Source organism: Conexibacter sp. CPCC 205762 (assembly GCF_030646155.1).
Lineage (GTDB): Bacteria > Actinomycetota > Thermoleophilia > Solirubrobacterales > Solirubrobacteraceae > Conexibacter.
In genome coordinates, this window is the sequence record NZ_JAUTDN010000017.1 from 45,931 (window position 1) to 60,246 (window position 14,316).

Sequence of the window (14,316 nt, forward strand, 5' to 3'; positions counted from 1 at the left end):
ATGGGTCGCTCTCGCCGCTACCTCGTGCTCGCGTCCGCGGTCGTCATCTTCCTGCTCGTGAGCGCCGCGCTGGCGCGGGTCCTCAGCGCCAACGGCGCCGAGCGCGCGGCGATCCGCGACGCGCTGGAGGCGCAGGCCAGCGGCGACGCGCGCGCGCTCGTCGCCGCGATCGACGGCTGCGCGCAGGACGAGGCCTGTCGCGCGGAGGCCGCCGTCAACGCCGCGGCGCTCAGATCGAGCGGCGAGATCGAGCTGGCGCGGCTGGACCTGTCGACCAGCTTCTCGCCGTTCGACACGACCGGCACCGCGCGCGTCGTCTGGAAGACGCCGAGCCGGCTGACGGTCGTGCAGTGCGCGCGCGTCCATCGCTCGGGCAACGTCGCGAGCGGGATCGAGGTGCGGCTGACCTCGCTCAGCCGCCCGATCAAGCGCGACACGAGCTGCCCGTGAGCGGGCGGCGACGCACCGCGAGCCGGCGCGTCGCAGGGATGTCAGACAGCTGACATGGAGCAGTTGGCGCCGCAACTGTCGGGACCCTTCCGTACTCTCCTCCGGTCGATGCCGCGTCGTTCGCCGTTCCTCGCCTTGCTGCTCGCCTCCTCGCTGTTCGCGGGACTCGGCGCAGCCCCCGCCCTCGCCGAAGAGGGCGACCCCGACAGCGGCGCGCCGGCGTCGCCGGCCGCTCCGACGACGCCGATGGGCCCGCCCTCGGCGGAGGTGACCGTCCCGTCGGGCAAGCCGCTCTACCTGGAGGGCCAGGACAACCGCTTCCTCGTCGACGGGCCCTGGCTGTTCAGAGCCGACCTCGACGACACCGGCGTCGCGCAGCGCTGGTACGGCGCCAGCGGCGTCGACGGCTGGAGCGGCACGACCGCGCCGCAGGTCTGGAACGTCAACGGCTCGACGCGCGAGTCGTACGAGGGCTCGATCGGCTGGTACCGCAAGGACTTCAGACTGCCGGCCAGCAGAACGGCGAGAACGGACGACTGGATCGTCCGCTTCGAGGCCGTCAACCTGCGCTCGACGATATGGCTCAACGGGCGCCAGATCGGCACCCACACCGGCGGCTACACGCCGTTCGAGCTGAGACTGCCGAACCTCAACCGCAACGGCGTCAACCGGCTCGTTATCCGCGCCGACAACCGCCGCGCGATGCCGACCGGGATCGTCAGCCAGCCGATCGCCGCGACCGGCTGGTGGAACTACGGCGGCCTCCAGCGCGAGGTCTACCTGCGCAAGGTCGACCGCCTCGACCTGACCGACGTGTTCGTGCAGCCGAGACTGTCGGCGAGCCGCGCGACCGCGACCGTCGACGTCGAGGCGACCGTCACCAACACGACCAGCTCCAACCAGCTCGCGACGCTCGGCGGCCGCTTCGGCAGACAGGCGTTCGACTTCGGCGAGCAGGTGATCGGCGCCGGCAGAGCGGTGACGCTGAGAACGAAGCTGGTCGTCAGACGGCCGCAGCTGTGGTCGCCGGCGAAGCCGAACCTCTACCGCGTGCGGCTGTCGGCGACGGCGCAGGGCGCGAACGAGAGAAGAGCGACGCCGGTCGCCGGCTACACGCTCGAGACCGGCATCCGCTCGCTCGTCGTCTCCGGCGCCGGCCAGCTGACGCTCAACGGCCAGACGGTCCGCTTCCGCGGCGTCGCGATCCACGAGGACACGCTCGAGCGCGGCTCGGCGATGAACAACGACGACCGCGCGAGACTGATGCAGCTCGTGCGCGACTCGGGCTCGACGCTCGTGCGCTCGCACTACCCGCTGCACCCCTACTTCCAGCAGCTCGCCGACCGCATGGGCATCCTGCTGTGGAACGAGATCCCCTCGACCTACCAGCTGTCGGAGAGCGACCTCGGCCGCCCGGCCTTCCGCAAGCTCGCGCTGCAGGAGGTCAGAGAGGACCTGCTCGCCAACCGCAACCACCCGTCGATCGCGGTCTGGTCGGTCGGCAACGAGATGGCGAGCCAGCCCGGCCGCAACCAGGCCAGCTATCTCACCGCCTCGTCGCAGCTGATCCGCGCGCTCAACCCGAGCGGCCTCGTCGGCCTCGCCTTCGCCGGCCACCCGGAGGCCGGCTGCCAGGCCTCCTACAAGCCGATCGACGTGCTCGGGATGAACGACTACTTCGGCTGGTACACCGGCGTCGGCGGCAACATCGCCGACCGCGACGAGCTGTCCGGCTTCCTCGACGCGCTGCGCACGTGCTACCCGAAGCAGGCGATCGCGGTGACCGAGTACGGCGCCGAGGCCAACCGCGACGGTCCGGCCGAGGAGAAGGGCACGTACGAGTTCCAGAGAGAGTTCGTCGACTACCACCTCAGAGAGTTCGCGACCAAGCCGTGGCTCAGCGGCAGCGTCTACTGGGCGCTGCAGGAGTTCCGGATCCGCAACGCCTGGGGCGGTGGCAACCCGTGGCCGGAGCCGCCGATCCACCAGAAGGGCCTCGTGCGGCTCGACTGGACCGAGAAGCCGGCCTACCAGGTGCTGCGCAGCAGCTACCGCGCCTCGCGCCAGTACGTCGCCCGCAGCGGCGGCAAGAAGTAGCCCGGCCGCTCAGCGCTGCGGCACGCGCCGCGGCGCCGGCGACGGCGTCGCCGGATGGGCCGGACGGCGGTCGCGCGCCGGCCTGCGGTCGGCGAGCCGCTCGCCCGAGCGCAGGCGCACGCGCGTCTGCACCGCGTCCGGCAGCGGCAGGCCGCCGGAGCTGGGCCCGCGCGGCGGATCGGGCGCGACGCGGTCGTTGCCGCCGCCTCCGCCGTCGTCGTCCTCCTGCGGCGGAACCCACGGCGCGACGTGCTCCTCGCGCAGCAGCGGGAGCAGCAGCACCATCCCCAGCCCCAGCCCGACGAGGTGGAGCGTGCCGAAGATGACCACGACGAGCGTCTCTTCGCCCATCCAGGCAGCGTAGCGCCGCACCGGCGCCGACGGGGGATTTGTGTCCGCCGGTCCGCGCGATATGAGCGAATGCTCTACCCTTGCTCGTCGCTCATGGCTGCTGAAGAGACCACACTCACCGTCGCTCCCCGCGAGATCGAAGGCTCCCGCGCCACCCGCCGCCTCCGTCGCAGCGGGTTCGTGCCGGGCATCGTCTACGGCGGGGACGCAGACCCCGCGCCGTTCCAGGTCGGCGCCCGCGAGCTGCGGAACGCGCTGGCTCACGGCGGCGCCGTCATCCAGCTGACGCTCGATGGCACGCAGATCCCGGTCGTCCTGAAGGACCACCACCGTCACCCCGTCACCGGGGACATGCTCCACGTCGACATGCTGCGCGTCGACCTGAAGAAGAAGATCCACGCGACCGTCGTGGTCGAGCTGGTCAACGCCGACGATGCCCCCGGCATCCGCGGCGGTGGCGTGCTCGAGCAGGTCACGCGCGAGATCAACATAGAGGCGCTGCCGAACGAGATCCCGGATCTGATCGAGCTCGACGTCTCGAACGTCGAGGTCGGCGACACCGTCTACCTGTCGGCGCTGAAGGCGCCGGAGGGCGTCGAGCTGCTCGACGACCTCGAGGAGACCGTGCTCGCGTCGGTGCTCGCGCCGAAGCTGTCGGTCGAGTCCGAGGACGAGATCGAGACCGAGACCGAGGTCGCCAGCGACAAGCCGGCCGAGTCCGCCTCCGAGGGCGACTCGGAGTAACCCGCGGTGCGCCTGGGGCGGTCCGCCGCGGGCGCCACGCCGGTCGACTGGCTGGTCGTCGGGCTGGGCAACCCCGGCTCGCAGTACGCGGCAACGCGTCACAACATCGGCTTCGAGGTCGCCAGCGCGCTCGCCGCGCGCTGGCAGCTGCCGAAGGCGAAGAGAAAGTTCGCCGGCCTGGTGACGGATGGACGTGCCGGGCTGGGCGGGCCTGGTTCCCCTCGCGTCGCGGTGATCCTGCCGCAGACGTACATGAACGAGTCGGGTCGCTCCGTCGGCCCCGCTCGCGGCGCCTACAGAGTGCCGTTGGAGCGGATCCTCGTCCTGCACGACGAGATCGACCTCCCGTTCGGCGACATCCGCGCCCGCATGGGCGGCGGCCTCGCCGGCCACAACGGGCTCAAGTCGCTCAAGCGCGAGCTCGGCAGCCCCGACTTCGCGCGCGTGCGGATCGGCGTCGACCGCCCGCCGAGCACCGATCCCGACCGTGTCGCCGCCTACGTGCTCGGCCGCTTCAGCGAGCCGAGAGCCGACGTCGCCGAGCTGATCGAGCGATCGACCGACGTCGCCGAGCGGATCGTGCTCGGCGAGACCGAGTTGGCCTAGCGCGCCGCGCGGCGCGCTTAGGAGATCGTGAGAATCAGGTCATAAACTCCTGACCAGGCCCAGGCCGCCGTGCGCGGTCGTTGGTGCTGCCCTCTTCCATGCTCGCTCCGCTTCTCGCATACGCTGCTGACGACCCCGCCACCACGACGCTCGCACGCGACGGCGGCGACGCCTTCGTCTCGCTCTCGCTGCGCCCCTACGTCGTCGCCGCGCTGGCGCAGCAGGACGTCGAGCGGCCGCTGCTGGTCGTCGCCGGCGACGACCGCCAGGCGCGCGACCTCGCCTCCGACCTGCGCACCTGGCTGAGCCCGCGGCCGGTCCGCTTCTACCCCTCCCGCGGCGTCGCCTACGAGTCGCACCTGGCGCCGCCGCCGCACCTCGTCGGCCTGCGCGTCGCAGCGCTCGACGCGCTCGCCTCGAAGCGGGCCGCCGGCGAGCCGGCGCCGGTCGTCGTCGTCTCGGCCGTCGCGCTGTCGGAGAAGGTCCCCGACCCGGCGCTGCGGCCGCGCGGCTTCGTGCTCGAGGTCGGCGAGCTGATGGACCTCGACGAGACCGCCGAGGATCTCGTCGCGGCCGGCTACGAGCGCGTCGACCAGGTCGAGGACCGCGGCCAGTTCGCGATCCGCGGCGGTCTGCTCGACCTCTACCCGGCGACCGAGGACCGCGCCGTCCGCGTCGACCTGTTCGGCGACGAGGTCGAGTCGCTGCGGTGGTTCTCGACCTTCACGCAGCGCTCGCTCGGCGACGCCGAGCGGATCGAGGTCTCGCCCGCGGCCGAGCTGGCCGCCGAGCACCGCGAGCTGGCCGAGATCGCCGCGCTGGAGAACGAGGACGAGCGGCCCGACATCGCCGAGCTGCTGCCGGTCAGAGACTTCCACGCGATGCTCGATCTGGTCCCCGACGCGGCCGTGCTGGTCGCCGCCGAGGAGGAGATCACGCCGGCGCTGACCGACCACTGGTCCGACGTCTGCACCGCCTTCCACGCCGAGGACGCGCACGACCTCTACGTCGCTCCCGACGAGGTCCAGCAGGCGCTCGGGCAGCGCGCCAGGATCCGCCTCAGCTCGATCGACGGCGACCAGTCGATCGCCTTCCGCGGCCAGAGCGCCGACGTCGCCGCGCGCGGCGTCAAGGAGGCCGAGCCGGAGCTGGAGAAGCTCGTGCGCAGCGGCTACCGCACCGTCGTCGCGTTCGGCCGCAGAGGCGAGGGCGAGCGCGCCGCCTACAACCTCGGCCGCATGAAGGTCCGCTGGGTCGAGGGCGACGCGCCGCGCGGCGCCGACCTCGCCTTCGTCGAGGCGCGCCTGCGCGACGGCTTCGTCGCGCCCGGCTTCAGACTCGCGGTGATCCCCGAGCACCGGCTCTTCCACCGCCGCCCGGCGCGCTCCGCCGGCCGCGGCTCGACCGGTTCGCGGCGCGGCGCGCTGCGCTCCTTCACCGACCTGCGCACCGGTGACATCGTCGTCCACGAGGACCACGGCCTGGCGCGCTTCGCCGGCTTCGACACGAAGACCGTCGCCGGCGTCACGCGCGACTACCTCGAGCTGGAGTACGCCGGCAGCGACAAGGTCTTCATGCCGGTCGACCAGTTCGCGAAGATCTCGCGCTACGTCGGCGCCGGCGGCGACCATCCGCCGCTCTCCAAGCTCGGCGGCAGACGCTGGGACACGCTCAAGTCGCGCGCCCGCAGAGCCGCGCAGGAGATGGCCGGCGAGCTGCTCAACCTGTACGCCGAGCGCAAGCGCCGCGAGGGCCACGCCTTCCCGCCCGACAGCGACTGGATGCGCGACTTCGAGGACGCCTGGCCATACCGCGAGACGCCCGACCAGCGCGAGGCGATCGACCAGGTCAAGGCCGACATGGAGACGGCGCGCCCGATGGACCGGCTGATCTGCGGCGACGTCGGCTACGGCAAGACCGAGGTCGCGCTGCGGGCCGCCTTCAAGGCCGCCAACGACGGCAGACAGGTGATGGTGCTCGTCCCGACGACGATCCTCGCCCAGCAGCACTACGGCACCTTCTCGGAGCGGCTGAAGGACTATCCGTTCACGATCGAGCACGTCTCGCGCTTCCGCCCGGCGGCCGAGCAGAGAACGGCGATCGCCGCCTTCGTCGAGGGCAGGGTCGACATCCTGATCGGCACCCACCGGCTGCTCTCGCGCGACGTCCGCCCGAAGGACCTCGGCCTGCTGATCGTCGACGAGGAGCAGCGCTTCGGCGTCAAGCAGAAGGAGCTGCTGCGCCAGCTGAAGCTGAGAGTCGACGTGATCGCGATGTCGGCGACGCCGATCCCGCGCACGCTGCAGATGTCGATCGCCGGCATCCGCGACATCTCCGTGATCGAGACGCCGCCGGAGGGCCGCCGTCCCGTCAAGACCTACGTCGGCGAGTACGACGAGCAGCTCGTCAAGGGCGCGATCAACCGCGAGCTGGCGCGCAGAGGCCAGGCGTTCTTCCTCCACAACCGCGTCGAATCGATCGACGAGACGGCCGAGCGGCTGCGCGCGCTCGTGCCGGAGGCGAGGTTCGAGGTCGCGCACGGCCAGCTCGACGAGAGAGAGCTGGAGAAGCGGATGCTGCGCTTCCTGCGCGGCGAGGCCGACGTGCTGGTCGCGACCTCGATCATCGAGTCGGGCATCGACATCCCGCAGGCGAACACGCTGATCGTCGAGCGCTCCGACCTCTTCGGCCTCTCGCAGCTCTACCAGATACGCGGTCGCGTCGGGCGTTCGCGCGAGCGCGCCTATGCGTATCTGCTGTACCCGTCGGCGGCCTCGCTGACGGCCGACGCCGCACAGCGCCTCTCCGCGCTGTCGGACTACACCGAGCTGGGCGCCGGCTTCAAGGTCGCGATGCGCGACCTCGAGATCCGCGGCGCCGGCAACCTGCTCGGCGACGAGCAGTCCGGCCACGTCGCCGCACTCGGCTTCGAGCTGTACATGCAGATGCTCGACGAGGCAGTCGCCGAGCTGAGCGGCGAGGGCGACGGCGAGGACCTGGCAGAGCCGGTCCGCCTCGACGTCAACGTCGACGCCTACGTGCCGGCCGACTACATCCCGTACGAGCAGGCGAAGATCGACGTCCACCGCCGCATCGCCGGCGCGCGCCAGGTCTCCGAGCTGCAGGAGCTGAAGGCCGAGCTGGAGGATCGCTTCGGCGAGCCGCCCGAGCCGCTGCGCAACCTGCTGCTGCTGCAGCAGGCGCGCATCAAGCTCGGCGAGGCCGGTGCTCGCGCCGTCAGCTTCCGAGCCGGTAGGCTCGCCGTCACGCCGATCGAGCTCGACTCGCGCCGCGCCAAGCGGTTCCGCGAGGAGATCCCGGAGGCGCTGTACGAATCGGGCAAGTCGCAGCTGTCAGTGCGGGTGCCCGATGACCCGGCCGCGCGCTTCCCGGCGGTCGTGCGGGCGGCCGACGTGCTGCTCGCAGTGACACGAGAGGCCGCGTGAACGGTGTGAGCGCGACCTCGATTTGTAAAGCCAATCTAATAATCGGTTGAACTGCCGCACCGAGCAAGGAGACTTCTGTACAGTGCCCTCGCCTGTGACCAAGACACTTCGCATAGTCCTGGCGCTCTGCGCCTTTTTCGCGCTCTCGTTCACGATCGCCGCGTGTGGCGGGGACGATGACAACAACGACGTCCCGAGCAATGCTGTCGCCTCTGTCGACGGCACGCCGGTGACGAGAGCCGATTATGACCGCTGGGTCGAGATAACGGCCAAGAGCTCGTCGCAGGGTGCAGATCCTGTGATCCCGGACCCGCCGTCGTACACGAGATGCGTCGCGGCGCTGACGAGACAGGCGAGAGCGGTGAGAGGACAGAGAGTCCCCGCCGAGAGCGCGCTGAGAGCGCAGTGCAGACAGATCGAGACGCAGCTCAGAAACCAGACGATGCAGTCGCTGATCCAGACGATATGGCTGGAGAGAGAGGCCGCTGACCTCGGCATAACGGTCACGGACAGAGAGCTCGAGAGAACCTTCAACGAGGCGATGAGACAGTCGTTCCCGAGAAGAGGCGACTACGAGAAGTTCCTCAGAACGACCGGGATGACGAGAGACGACGTCCTCGAGCAGCTGCGCTCGCGTGAGTACGCGACCAGAATCACCGACAAGGTGCAGAGAGACGCCGGCAACGTCACCGAGGCGCAGGTCAGCACGTACTACGACAGAAACAGAGAGCAGTTCGCTGTCCCGGAGCGTCGTGACCTCGAGATCGTCCTGACCAGAACCGAGGCGAACGCCGAGGCGGCCAAGAGAGCGATCGAGGGTGGCGACAGATGGGCTGACGTCGCCAGAAGATATTCGAGCGACACGCTCTCCAAGAGCAACGGCGGCAGACTGCTCGGCGTCGCCAGAGGCCAGCAGGACAGAGCGCTCGACACCGCCGCATTCGCCGCCAGAAGAGGCGTCGTCGTCGGCCCGGTGAGAGGTCAGTTCGGCTGGTACATCGTCCGTGTCGACGGCGTCACGCCGGCGAGACAGAACACGCTGGCCGAGTCGAGAGACCAGATCAGAGAGCTGCTCAGACAGCAGAACGGCCAGAGAGCGCTGACCGAGTTCGGCAGAAGATTCGAGAGAAGATGGGTCGCGCTCACGAACTGCCGCAGAGAGTTCATCGTGCCCCAGATCTGCGGCAACGCCCCGAGAACCGGTACCACGGCGACCTCCGGCGGCACCGTCGCGACGTCGACGTCGGGCGACTGATCCAGCGCCCCAGCAGTTCACAGGTGTGACAGACGGCCCCGGGCAACCGGGGCCGTTTTTCGTTAGTAGTCTGCCCCGTCAGTGAGCACGAGCCGATCAGAGATCCAGGAGGCGCTGCTGCGCCTCGACGAGCTGACCCGCCGCCTGCGGCGAGAATGCCCCTGGGACCGTGAGCAGGACGAGCGCACGATCGTCCCGCACACGCTCGAGGAGGCCTACGAGCTGGCCGACGCCGCCAACCGGCGTGACGACGCGAAGCTGCTCGACGAGCTCGGCGACGTCCTCTTCCAGGTGCACTTCCTCGCATTGCTGCTGGAGGAGCGCGGCGCCGGCGACCTCGCCGCCGTCGCCGAGAACACGCGCCAGAAGCTGATCCGGCGCCACCCGCACATCTTCCCGCCCGACAGCCCGGAGACCGACGCGGCGCTCGCAGTCGCCGCCGACGCGGTCGAGACCTCCGGCGAGGTGCTCGCCAACTGGGACAAGATCAAGCAGGGCGAGGAGGGCCGCGAGCGCGGCATCTTCGCCGAGGTGCCGGAGAACCTGCCGTCGCTGCTGTACGCGCGCAAGGTGCAGCGCCGCGCCGCCTCCAGCGGCTTCGACTTCCCCGGCGTCGAGGGGCCGTTGCAGTCGGTCCGCGACGAGCTCGACGAGCTGATCGAGGTCGCAGAGGCCGACGGCGAGGCCGGTGCAGACGCGCGCTTCCACGAGCTCGGCGACGTGCTGTTCGCGGCCGTCAACGTCGCGCGCAAGCTGAAGGTCGATCCCGAGCTGGCGCTGCGCGCCTCCGGCGAGCGCTTCCGCGGCCGCGTCGAGCAGGCGGCGGCCTTCGCCGCGCGCGACGACCGCACGTGGGACCAGCTCAGCACCGACGAGCAGCTCGGCTACTACGTCCGAGCGCGGATGAACGAACCAGAACCAGGAGACCGAGACGCATGAGCCAGATCGAGCACGTTCACGCTCGCCAGATCCTCGACAGCCGCGGCAACCCGACGGTCGAGGTCGAGCTGAGCCTCCGCTCGGGCGCCTGGGGGCGCGCGGCCGTCCCGTCCGGCGCCTCCACCGGCGAGTACGAGGCGACCGAGCTGCGTGACGGCGGCGACGCCTACCTCGGCAAGGGCGTGGCGAAGGCCGTCGCCAACGTCAACGGCGAGATCGCGACCGCCGTCCGCGGCAAGGACGCGACCAACCAGGCCGGCGTCGACCGCCTGCTGATCGATCTCGACGGCACGCCCAGCAAGTCCCGCCTCGGCGCGAACGCCACGCTCGCCGTCTCGCTCGCCGCCGCCCACGCGGCCGCGGCGGAGGAGCGCCAGCCGCTGTGGCGCTACCTCGGCGGCGACGCGGCGCACATCCTGCCGGTGCCGATGATGAACGTCCTCAACGGCGGCGCCCACGCCGACAACAAGATCGACTTCCAGGAGTTCATGATCGTCCCGTGGGGCGCGTCGTCGTTCTCGGAGGCGCTGCGCTGGGGCGCGGAGATCTACCACCAGCTGAAGAAGAACCTGCATGACCGCGGCCTCTCGACGGCGGTCGGCGACGAAGGCGGCTTCGCGCCCGACCTCGGCTCCAACGAGGAGGCGCTGCAGGTGCTCGTGCGCGGCATCGAGGCCGCCGGCTACACGCCCGGCGACCAGATCGCGATCGCGCTCGACCCGGCCACCAGCGAGATCTACGAGAACGGCCGCTACGTGCTCGAGCACGAGAACCGCTCGCTGACCGCCGAGGAGATGGCCGCCTACTGGGCCGAGATGGCCGGCCGCTACCCGATCGTCTCGATCGAGGACGGCATGGACGAGGGCGACTGGGGCGGCTGGTCGACGCTGACCGACCGGCTCGGCAGCAAGATCCAGCTCGTCGGCGACGACCTCTTCGTCACCAACAGCGCGCGCCTGAGACGCGGCATCGAGGCCGGCGTCGCCAACTCGATCCTCATCAAGGTCAACCAGATCGGCACCCTGACCGAGACGCTCGACGCGATCAAGCTGGCGCGCGAGAACGGCTACACCGCCGTCATGTCGCACCGCTCCGGCGAGACCGAGGACGTCACGATCGCCGACCTCGCCGTCGCCACCGGCTGCGGTCAGATCAAGACCGGCGCCCCCGCGCGCTCGGACCGCGTCGCGAAGTACAACCAGCTCCTCCGCATCGAGGAGGCGCTCGGCAACGACGCCGTCTATCCCGGCAAGAGCGTCTTCAAGAGCGCTTAGCGCACCGCCTCGCGGCGCCACGCACGACCCGACGAGCCTCAAGGGACTCCGTCCCGATCGGCTCGCCCGGGCCGCGCGTGGCATCCACGATCCGGCACGCTAAGCACCCTTGCGGGTGTGTCGTTGCATCGTCCAGGGGCGGGAGGAGTTGACGGCGGACGGGCGAAGGGGTTCGCATGCCGTCTGCCGAGCCGCCCCGCCGTGACCGTCGCCGACCCGCGCAGCGCCCGCCGGCGCAGACCGCCTTCGGCGCGGCGGCGATGCGCGTCCGCTGGGATCGCGTCGGCCGGATAGCGCTGTTGCTGCTGCTGGCGGGGGTCGTCGCGCTGTACGTGCAGCCGGCCCGCTCCTACGTCTCCACGTGGCGCGACTCGAACGCGAAGCAGCAGCAGGTCTCGGAGCTGCAGCGGGAGCACGATGCGCTGGAGGCGCGCTCGAGATCGCTGAGAGAGCCGCGCACGGTCGAGACCGAGGCGCGCCGGCTCGGGATGGTCCGCCCCGGCGAGCGGCCGTACGTCGTCAGCGGGCTGCCCGAGCCCAGCGACGACGCCGACAACGCGACCGCCACGCCCTGAGCGCCGGCACGCGCGGTGCCCGTCGGCGCCTCGCGAGGCGCCGGCGCGAGGCCGCGCGCCGCTACTCTCGGACGAGTGCAGACCGAGACCGCGATCCACCTCTGGCAGGACGGCGAGCGCCGCCTGCGCGCCACGCCGCCGCCGCTGCGCGAGCGGCTCGAACGGGCCGCCGACGCCGCCGTCGACGAGCTGCGCCGCCGCTTGGGCGGCGCCTTCACGACCGAGGAGCTGGTCGCCCTCTACTCCGACAGCGGCGACTGGGTGCTCGACGTCGCGATGGCGACCGTCCCGAACGATCCCGAGGCGTGGGACGCCGCGACCGTCGGCGGCGTCGCATTCGCGCGCTACGTGCGCGAGGCGAGCGACTGGTCCGGCGGTCGTCAGCGCACGCGGCGCGAGCTGGAGGAGCAGGAGCAGCCGCTGGACCGGTGACGGTGCAACCGGCCCCAGACCGATTGCACCGCTCTACGGTTCCTACGTCCGCGGCCGGCTCAGCCGGCGGCGGGACTACTCGTCGTTGTCGTCGTCTTCGCCGATGCGACGGATCACGATCTGGTCTTCCTCGATCGTGATCTCGATCGGGCGGTGACCCGCCCAATGCTCGGCGTAGATCGGGTCGTCCTGCACCGCGGGGTCGAGCCACAGACCGTAGCCCTCCTCGCCGTGGTCGAACGAACCCTCGAGCGGACCGGCGGAGACCTTGCGGCGCCCGCGGCCACCACGGCGACCGCGGCGTCGAGAGGGCTTGTCGCCGTCCTCGTCGTCGTCGGACTCCGCGTCCTGCTTGCGGGCCTTGGCCCGCGCGGCCTCTTCCTTGGCCTTGGCTTCGGCGGCATCCGCCTCGGCCTTGGCCTTGGCGGCCTGCGCTGCTTCCAGTTCGGCGGCGATCAGAGCGTCGTCCTCCGCGCGGAGATCGATCTCGTCGTCGAAGTCGGCACCGGTGTCGGTGTCGACGTCGTCGGCGACGAGGTCGTTCTCGCGCTTGAAGGACGCGATCTGCGCCGTCGTGACTTCGAGCTGATGCGCGATCCAGGCATCAGTGCGGCCCTGACGGACCCACTGGCGGATCTGGTTGAGCTGGGGACGAAGTGAACGTCGTGCCATCGCGCGCGGACACTAGCGGAAAGTGCGGTTGCTACGACCCGCCGGCCAACATGGAGGAATGCGGGAGGAAATGCGAAGAAGCCTGTCCGCGCTCGTTATGCTTGCTTTTTGAGCGACCGGCTGTCACTGCGACTTGCCCTCCCCGGTCGTCACCGGCCACCAGGCAGCAGGGAGGCAAGCAATGTTGGTTCTGACGCGAAAGTCAAACCAGAGCATCATGATCGGGGACGAGATAGAGGTCTCTGTGCTCGCGATCATGGGGGAGAAGGTCCGCATCGGGATCCAGGCGCCGCGTGACGTGCCCGTCTTCCGCAAGGAGGTCTACCTGGAGATCCAGCAGGAGAACCTGGCTGCTGGAGAGGGCGCGAAGGAAGAGGTCGACGCCGCTCTGCGCAAGCTGGGAGGCGGCGGCACGGCATAGACGCTGCGCCCGCTGCGAGCGGGCGCGGCGAGCCGGCCTCAGCCCATCACGAGGTAGAGCGTCTTGAACATCGCGACCGTGACGATCACGGCGGTGGCGATGAGCGTCAAGACGAGCAGCGCGTAGCGGATCGATCCGTGCTTGTGGATCTTCTCCAGCTCGCGTCTGCGAGTGCGCTGCTGGGCCTTGGTCGCCAGGTGCTCGCGGCGCGAGCGGTCGAGCGCGGACTCTTCGTAGAAGGCCTGCTCGAACTGGGCGAGACTCTGACGCATTCTCATGAAGCGCCAAGACTACCACCCGTTATGACGCCCGCGTCACAAGCTGATCACAGGCAGGCGCTCCAGAGGCCGCGGCCGGCGGCACGCGCCTGCGCCTGCAGACGCGCCAACTCCGCGGCGTGCGCGGTGTTCGGCGAGATCTCCAGCGTGCGCGCGGCGCCGGCGCCGACCAGCCGCGCGTTCACGAACAGCGCGTCGCGATCGCGGTAGACGTACGCGAGCAGACGCCCGTAGCGATCGCGCAGCTCGCGGTCGAACCGCAGCGTCACGCGCTCGCCGGCGCGCACCAGCTCTCTGTTGAAGGCGCTCGCGGCCGGTCCGAAGCACTCGACCGGCGCGTTCGGCTTGACCGTCTCAGGCGTGTCGACGCCGATGTAGCGGACCCGCTCGGCCGCGCCCGCGACGGTGACCGCGATCGTGTCGCCGTCGACGACCCGCTCGACCTGCGCCTGCGCCCGACCGCCCGCTCGCAGCGCGCTGTCGCCGCCGCCGAGCCAGCTCGGCCAGCCGCCGGGCGGGCGCACGTCGCCCAGCAGCAGCCCCGCTGCCAGCAGCAGGACGATCCAGGGGAGGGCGCGCGACCAGCTCATGCGGCCGAGCGTAGCGGCGCGAATGCGCGCCGCCGCCGGGCGGGCCCGAATCGCGCGAGAGAAGATGCGGCGCCTGCGCAGAGCGGGCGCAAAGCGCGGGAGCGACGGCGCAGAAGGGCGAGCGCGGCGGGCGGGCGGGCCGCTCGCCGCAGCCGCGTCCGGCCTCGCCGCGCGTGGCGAGGCCGT

15 protein-coding genes are annotated in these 14,316 nt (G+C 70.8%); 11 read left to right on the plus strand and 4 right to left on the minus strand.

What is annotated here, in order from left to right:
- Both Q7L73_RS14770 and Q7L73_RS14775 read left to right on the plus strand, forming a co-directional pair.
- Nucleotides 1-450, plus strand: coding sequence for a hypothetical protein (locus Q7L73_RS14770; RefSeq protein ID WP_304690497.1), 450 nt, complete (start codon nt 1-3; stop codon nt 448-450).
- Between the two features lie 108 nt (nt 451-558).
- Nucleotides 559-2,547 (plus strand): glycoside hydrolase family 2 protein, encoded by a 1,989-nt coding sequence (locus tag Q7L73_RS14775; protein WP_304690498.1) that lies wholly within the window; start codon nt 559-561, stop codon nt 2,545-2,547.
- Nucleotides 2,548-2,556: 9 nt separating this feature from the next.
- Here Q7L73_RS14775 and Q7L73_RS14780 read toward each other — a convergent pair whose 3' ends face one another.
- Entirely contained in the window at nt 2,557-2,898 is a 342-nt protein-coding gene (locus Q7L73_RS14780) for a hypothetical protein (protein WP_304690499.1), read from the minus strand.
- Nucleotides 2,899-2,991: 93 nt separating this feature from the next.
- Here Q7L73_RS14780 and Q7L73_RS14785 point away from each other — a divergent pair, with 93 nt between their 5' ends.
- The 8 genes from Q7L73_RS14785 (at nt 2,992) to Q7L73_RS14820 (ending at nt 12,169) form a co-directional block, all read left to right on the plus strand.
- Nucleotides 2,992-3,642 (plus strand): 50S ribosomal protein L25, encoded by a 651-nt coding sequence (locus tag Q7L73_RS14785; protein ID WP_304690500.1) that lies wholly within the window; start codon nt 2,992-2,994, stop codon nt 3,640-3,642.
- Between the two features lie 6 nt (nt 3,643-3,648).
- Nucleotides 3,649-4,248, plus strand: a complete 600-nt coding sequence (pth, locus tag Q7L73_RS14790) for an aminoacyl-tRNA hydrolase (RefSeq protein WP_304690501.1) — start codon at nt 3,649-3,651, stop codon at nt 4,246-4,248.
- Between the two features lie 98 nt (nt 4,249-4,346).
- A complete protein-coding gene (gene mfd / locus Q7L73_RS14795) occupies nt 4,347-7,694 on the plus strand; it encodes a transcription-repair coupling factor (RefSeq protein ID WP_304690502.1) in 3,348 nt (1,115 codons plus the stop codon).
- A 94-nt stretch (nt 7,695-7,788) separates the two neighbouring features.
- The gene (locus Q7L73_RS14800; RefSeq protein ID WP_304690503.1) at nt 7,789-8,949 is read left to right on the plus strand and encodes a peptidyl-prolyl cis-trans isomerase; all 1,161 of its coding nucleotides are present in this window, start codon (nt 7,789-7,791) and stop codon (nt 8,947-8,949) included.
- Between the two features lie 81 nt (nt 8,950-9,030).
- Nucleotides 9,031-9,888, plus strand: a complete 858-nt coding sequence (gene mazG, locus Q7L73_RS14805) for a nucleoside triphosphate pyrophosphohydrolase (protein WP_304690504.1) — start codon at nt 9,031-9,033, stop codon at nt 9,886-9,888.
- Complete coding sequence (gene eno, locus Q7L73_RS14810; protein WP_304690505.1) at nt 9,885-11,162, plus strand: phosphopyruvate hydratase; 1,278 nt, start codon at nt 9,885-9,887, stop codon at nt 11,160-11,162. The genes mazG and eno overlap by 4 nt, the downstream gene beginning before the upstream one ends.
- A gap of 176 nt (nt 11,163-11,338) precedes the next feature.
- The gene (locus Q7L73_RS14815; RefSeq protein ID WP_304690506.1) at nt 11,339-11,737 is read left to right on the plus strand and encodes a septum formation initiator family protein; all 399 of its coding nucleotides are present in this window, start codon (nt 11,339-11,341) and stop codon (nt 11,735-11,737) included.
- A gap of 75 nt (nt 11,738-11,812) precedes the next feature.
- Complete coding sequence (locus Q7L73_RS14820) at nt 11,813-12,169, plus strand: hypothetical protein (RefSeq protein WP_304690507.1); 357 nt, start codon at nt 11,813-11,815, stop codon at nt 12,167-12,169.
- A 75-nt stretch (nt 12,170-12,244) separates the two neighbouring features.
- On the opposite strand, the gene Q7L73_RS14825 is transcribed toward Q7L73_RS14820, so the two are convergent.
- Nucleotides 12,245-12,841 (minus strand): hypothetical protein, encoded by a 597-nt coding sequence (locus tag Q7L73_RS14825; RefSeq protein ID WP_304690508.1) that lies wholly within the window; start codon nt 12,839-12,841, stop codon nt 12,245-12,247.
- Nucleotides 12,842-13,022: 181 nt separating this feature from the next.
- On the opposite strand from Q7L73_RS14825, the gene csrA reads away from it, so the two are divergent.
- Nucleotides 13,023-13,262, plus strand: coding sequence for a carbon storage regulator CsrA (gene csrA / locus Q7L73_RS14830; protein WP_304690509.1), 240 nt, complete (start codon nt 13,023-13,025; stop codon nt 13,260-13,262).
- Nucleotides 13,263-13,300: 38 nt separating this feature from the next.
- Here the strand turns inward: csrA and Q7L73_RS14835 are convergent, their stop codons facing one another.
- Nucleotides 13,301-13,540: a hypothetical protein gene (locus tag Q7L73_RS14835; protein WP_304690510.1), complete on the minus strand. Its 240-nt coding sequence runs from the start codon at nt 13,538-13,540 to the stop codon at nt 13,301-13,303.
- Between the two features lie 47 nt (nt 13,541-13,587).
- The gene (locus Q7L73_RS14840) at nt 13,588-14,130 is read right to left on the minus strand and encodes a thermonuclease family protein (RefSeq protein WP_304690511.1); all 543 of its coding nucleotides are present in this window, start codon (nt 14,128-14,130) and stop codon (nt 13,588-13,590) included.
- Nucleotides 14,131-14,316 lie beyond the last annotated feature (186 nt).

Excerpts from the sequence above, each read along its gene's own strand:
- Q7L73_RS14770 (WP_304690497.1), top strand. The coding sequence starts at position 1 with ATGGGTCGCTCTCGCCGCTACCTCGTGCTCGCGTCCGCGGTCGTCATC.
- Q7L73_RS14775 (WP_304690498.1), top strand. The coding sequence starts at position 559 with ATGCCGCGTCGTTCGCCGTTCCTCGCCTTGCTGCTCGCCTCCTCGCTG.
- Q7L73_RS14780 (WP_304690499.1), bottom strand. The coding sequence starts at position 2,898 with ATGGGCGAAGAGACGCTCGTCGTGGTCATCTTCGGCACGCTCCACCTC.
- Q7L73_RS14785 (WP_304690500.1), top strand. The coding sequence starts at position 2,992 with ATGGCTGCTGAAGAGACCACACTCACCGTCGCTCCCCGCGAGATCGAA.
- mfd (WP_304690502.1), top strand. The coding sequence starts at position 4,347 with ATGCTCGCTCCGCTTCTCGCATACGCTGCTGACGACCCCGCCACCACG.
- eno (WP_304690505.1), top strand. The coding sequence starts at position 9,885 with ATGAGCCAGATCGAGCACGTTCACGCTCGCCAGATCCTCGACAGCCGC.
- Q7L73_RS14815 (WP_304690506.1), top strand. The coding sequence starts at position 11,339 with ATGCCGTCTGCCGAGCCGCCCCGCCGTGACCGTCGCCGACCCGCGCAG.
- Q7L73_RS14825 (WP_304690508.1), bottom strand. The coding sequence starts at position 12,841 with ATGGCACGACGTTCACTTCGTCCCCAGCTCAACCAGATCCGCCAGTGG.
- csrA (WP_304690509.1), top strand. The coding sequence starts at position 13,023 with ATGTTGGTTCTGACGCGAAAGTCAAACCAGAGCATCATGATCGGGGAC.
- Q7L73_RS14835 (WP_304690510.1), bottom strand. The coding sequence starts at position 13,540 with ATGAGAATGCGTCAGAGTCTCGCCCAGTTCGAGCAGGCCTTCTACGAA.
- Q7L73_RS14840 (WP_304690511.1), bottom strand. The coding sequence starts at position 14,130 with ATGAGCTGGTCGCGCGCCCTCCCCTGGATCGTCCTGCTGCTGGCAGCG.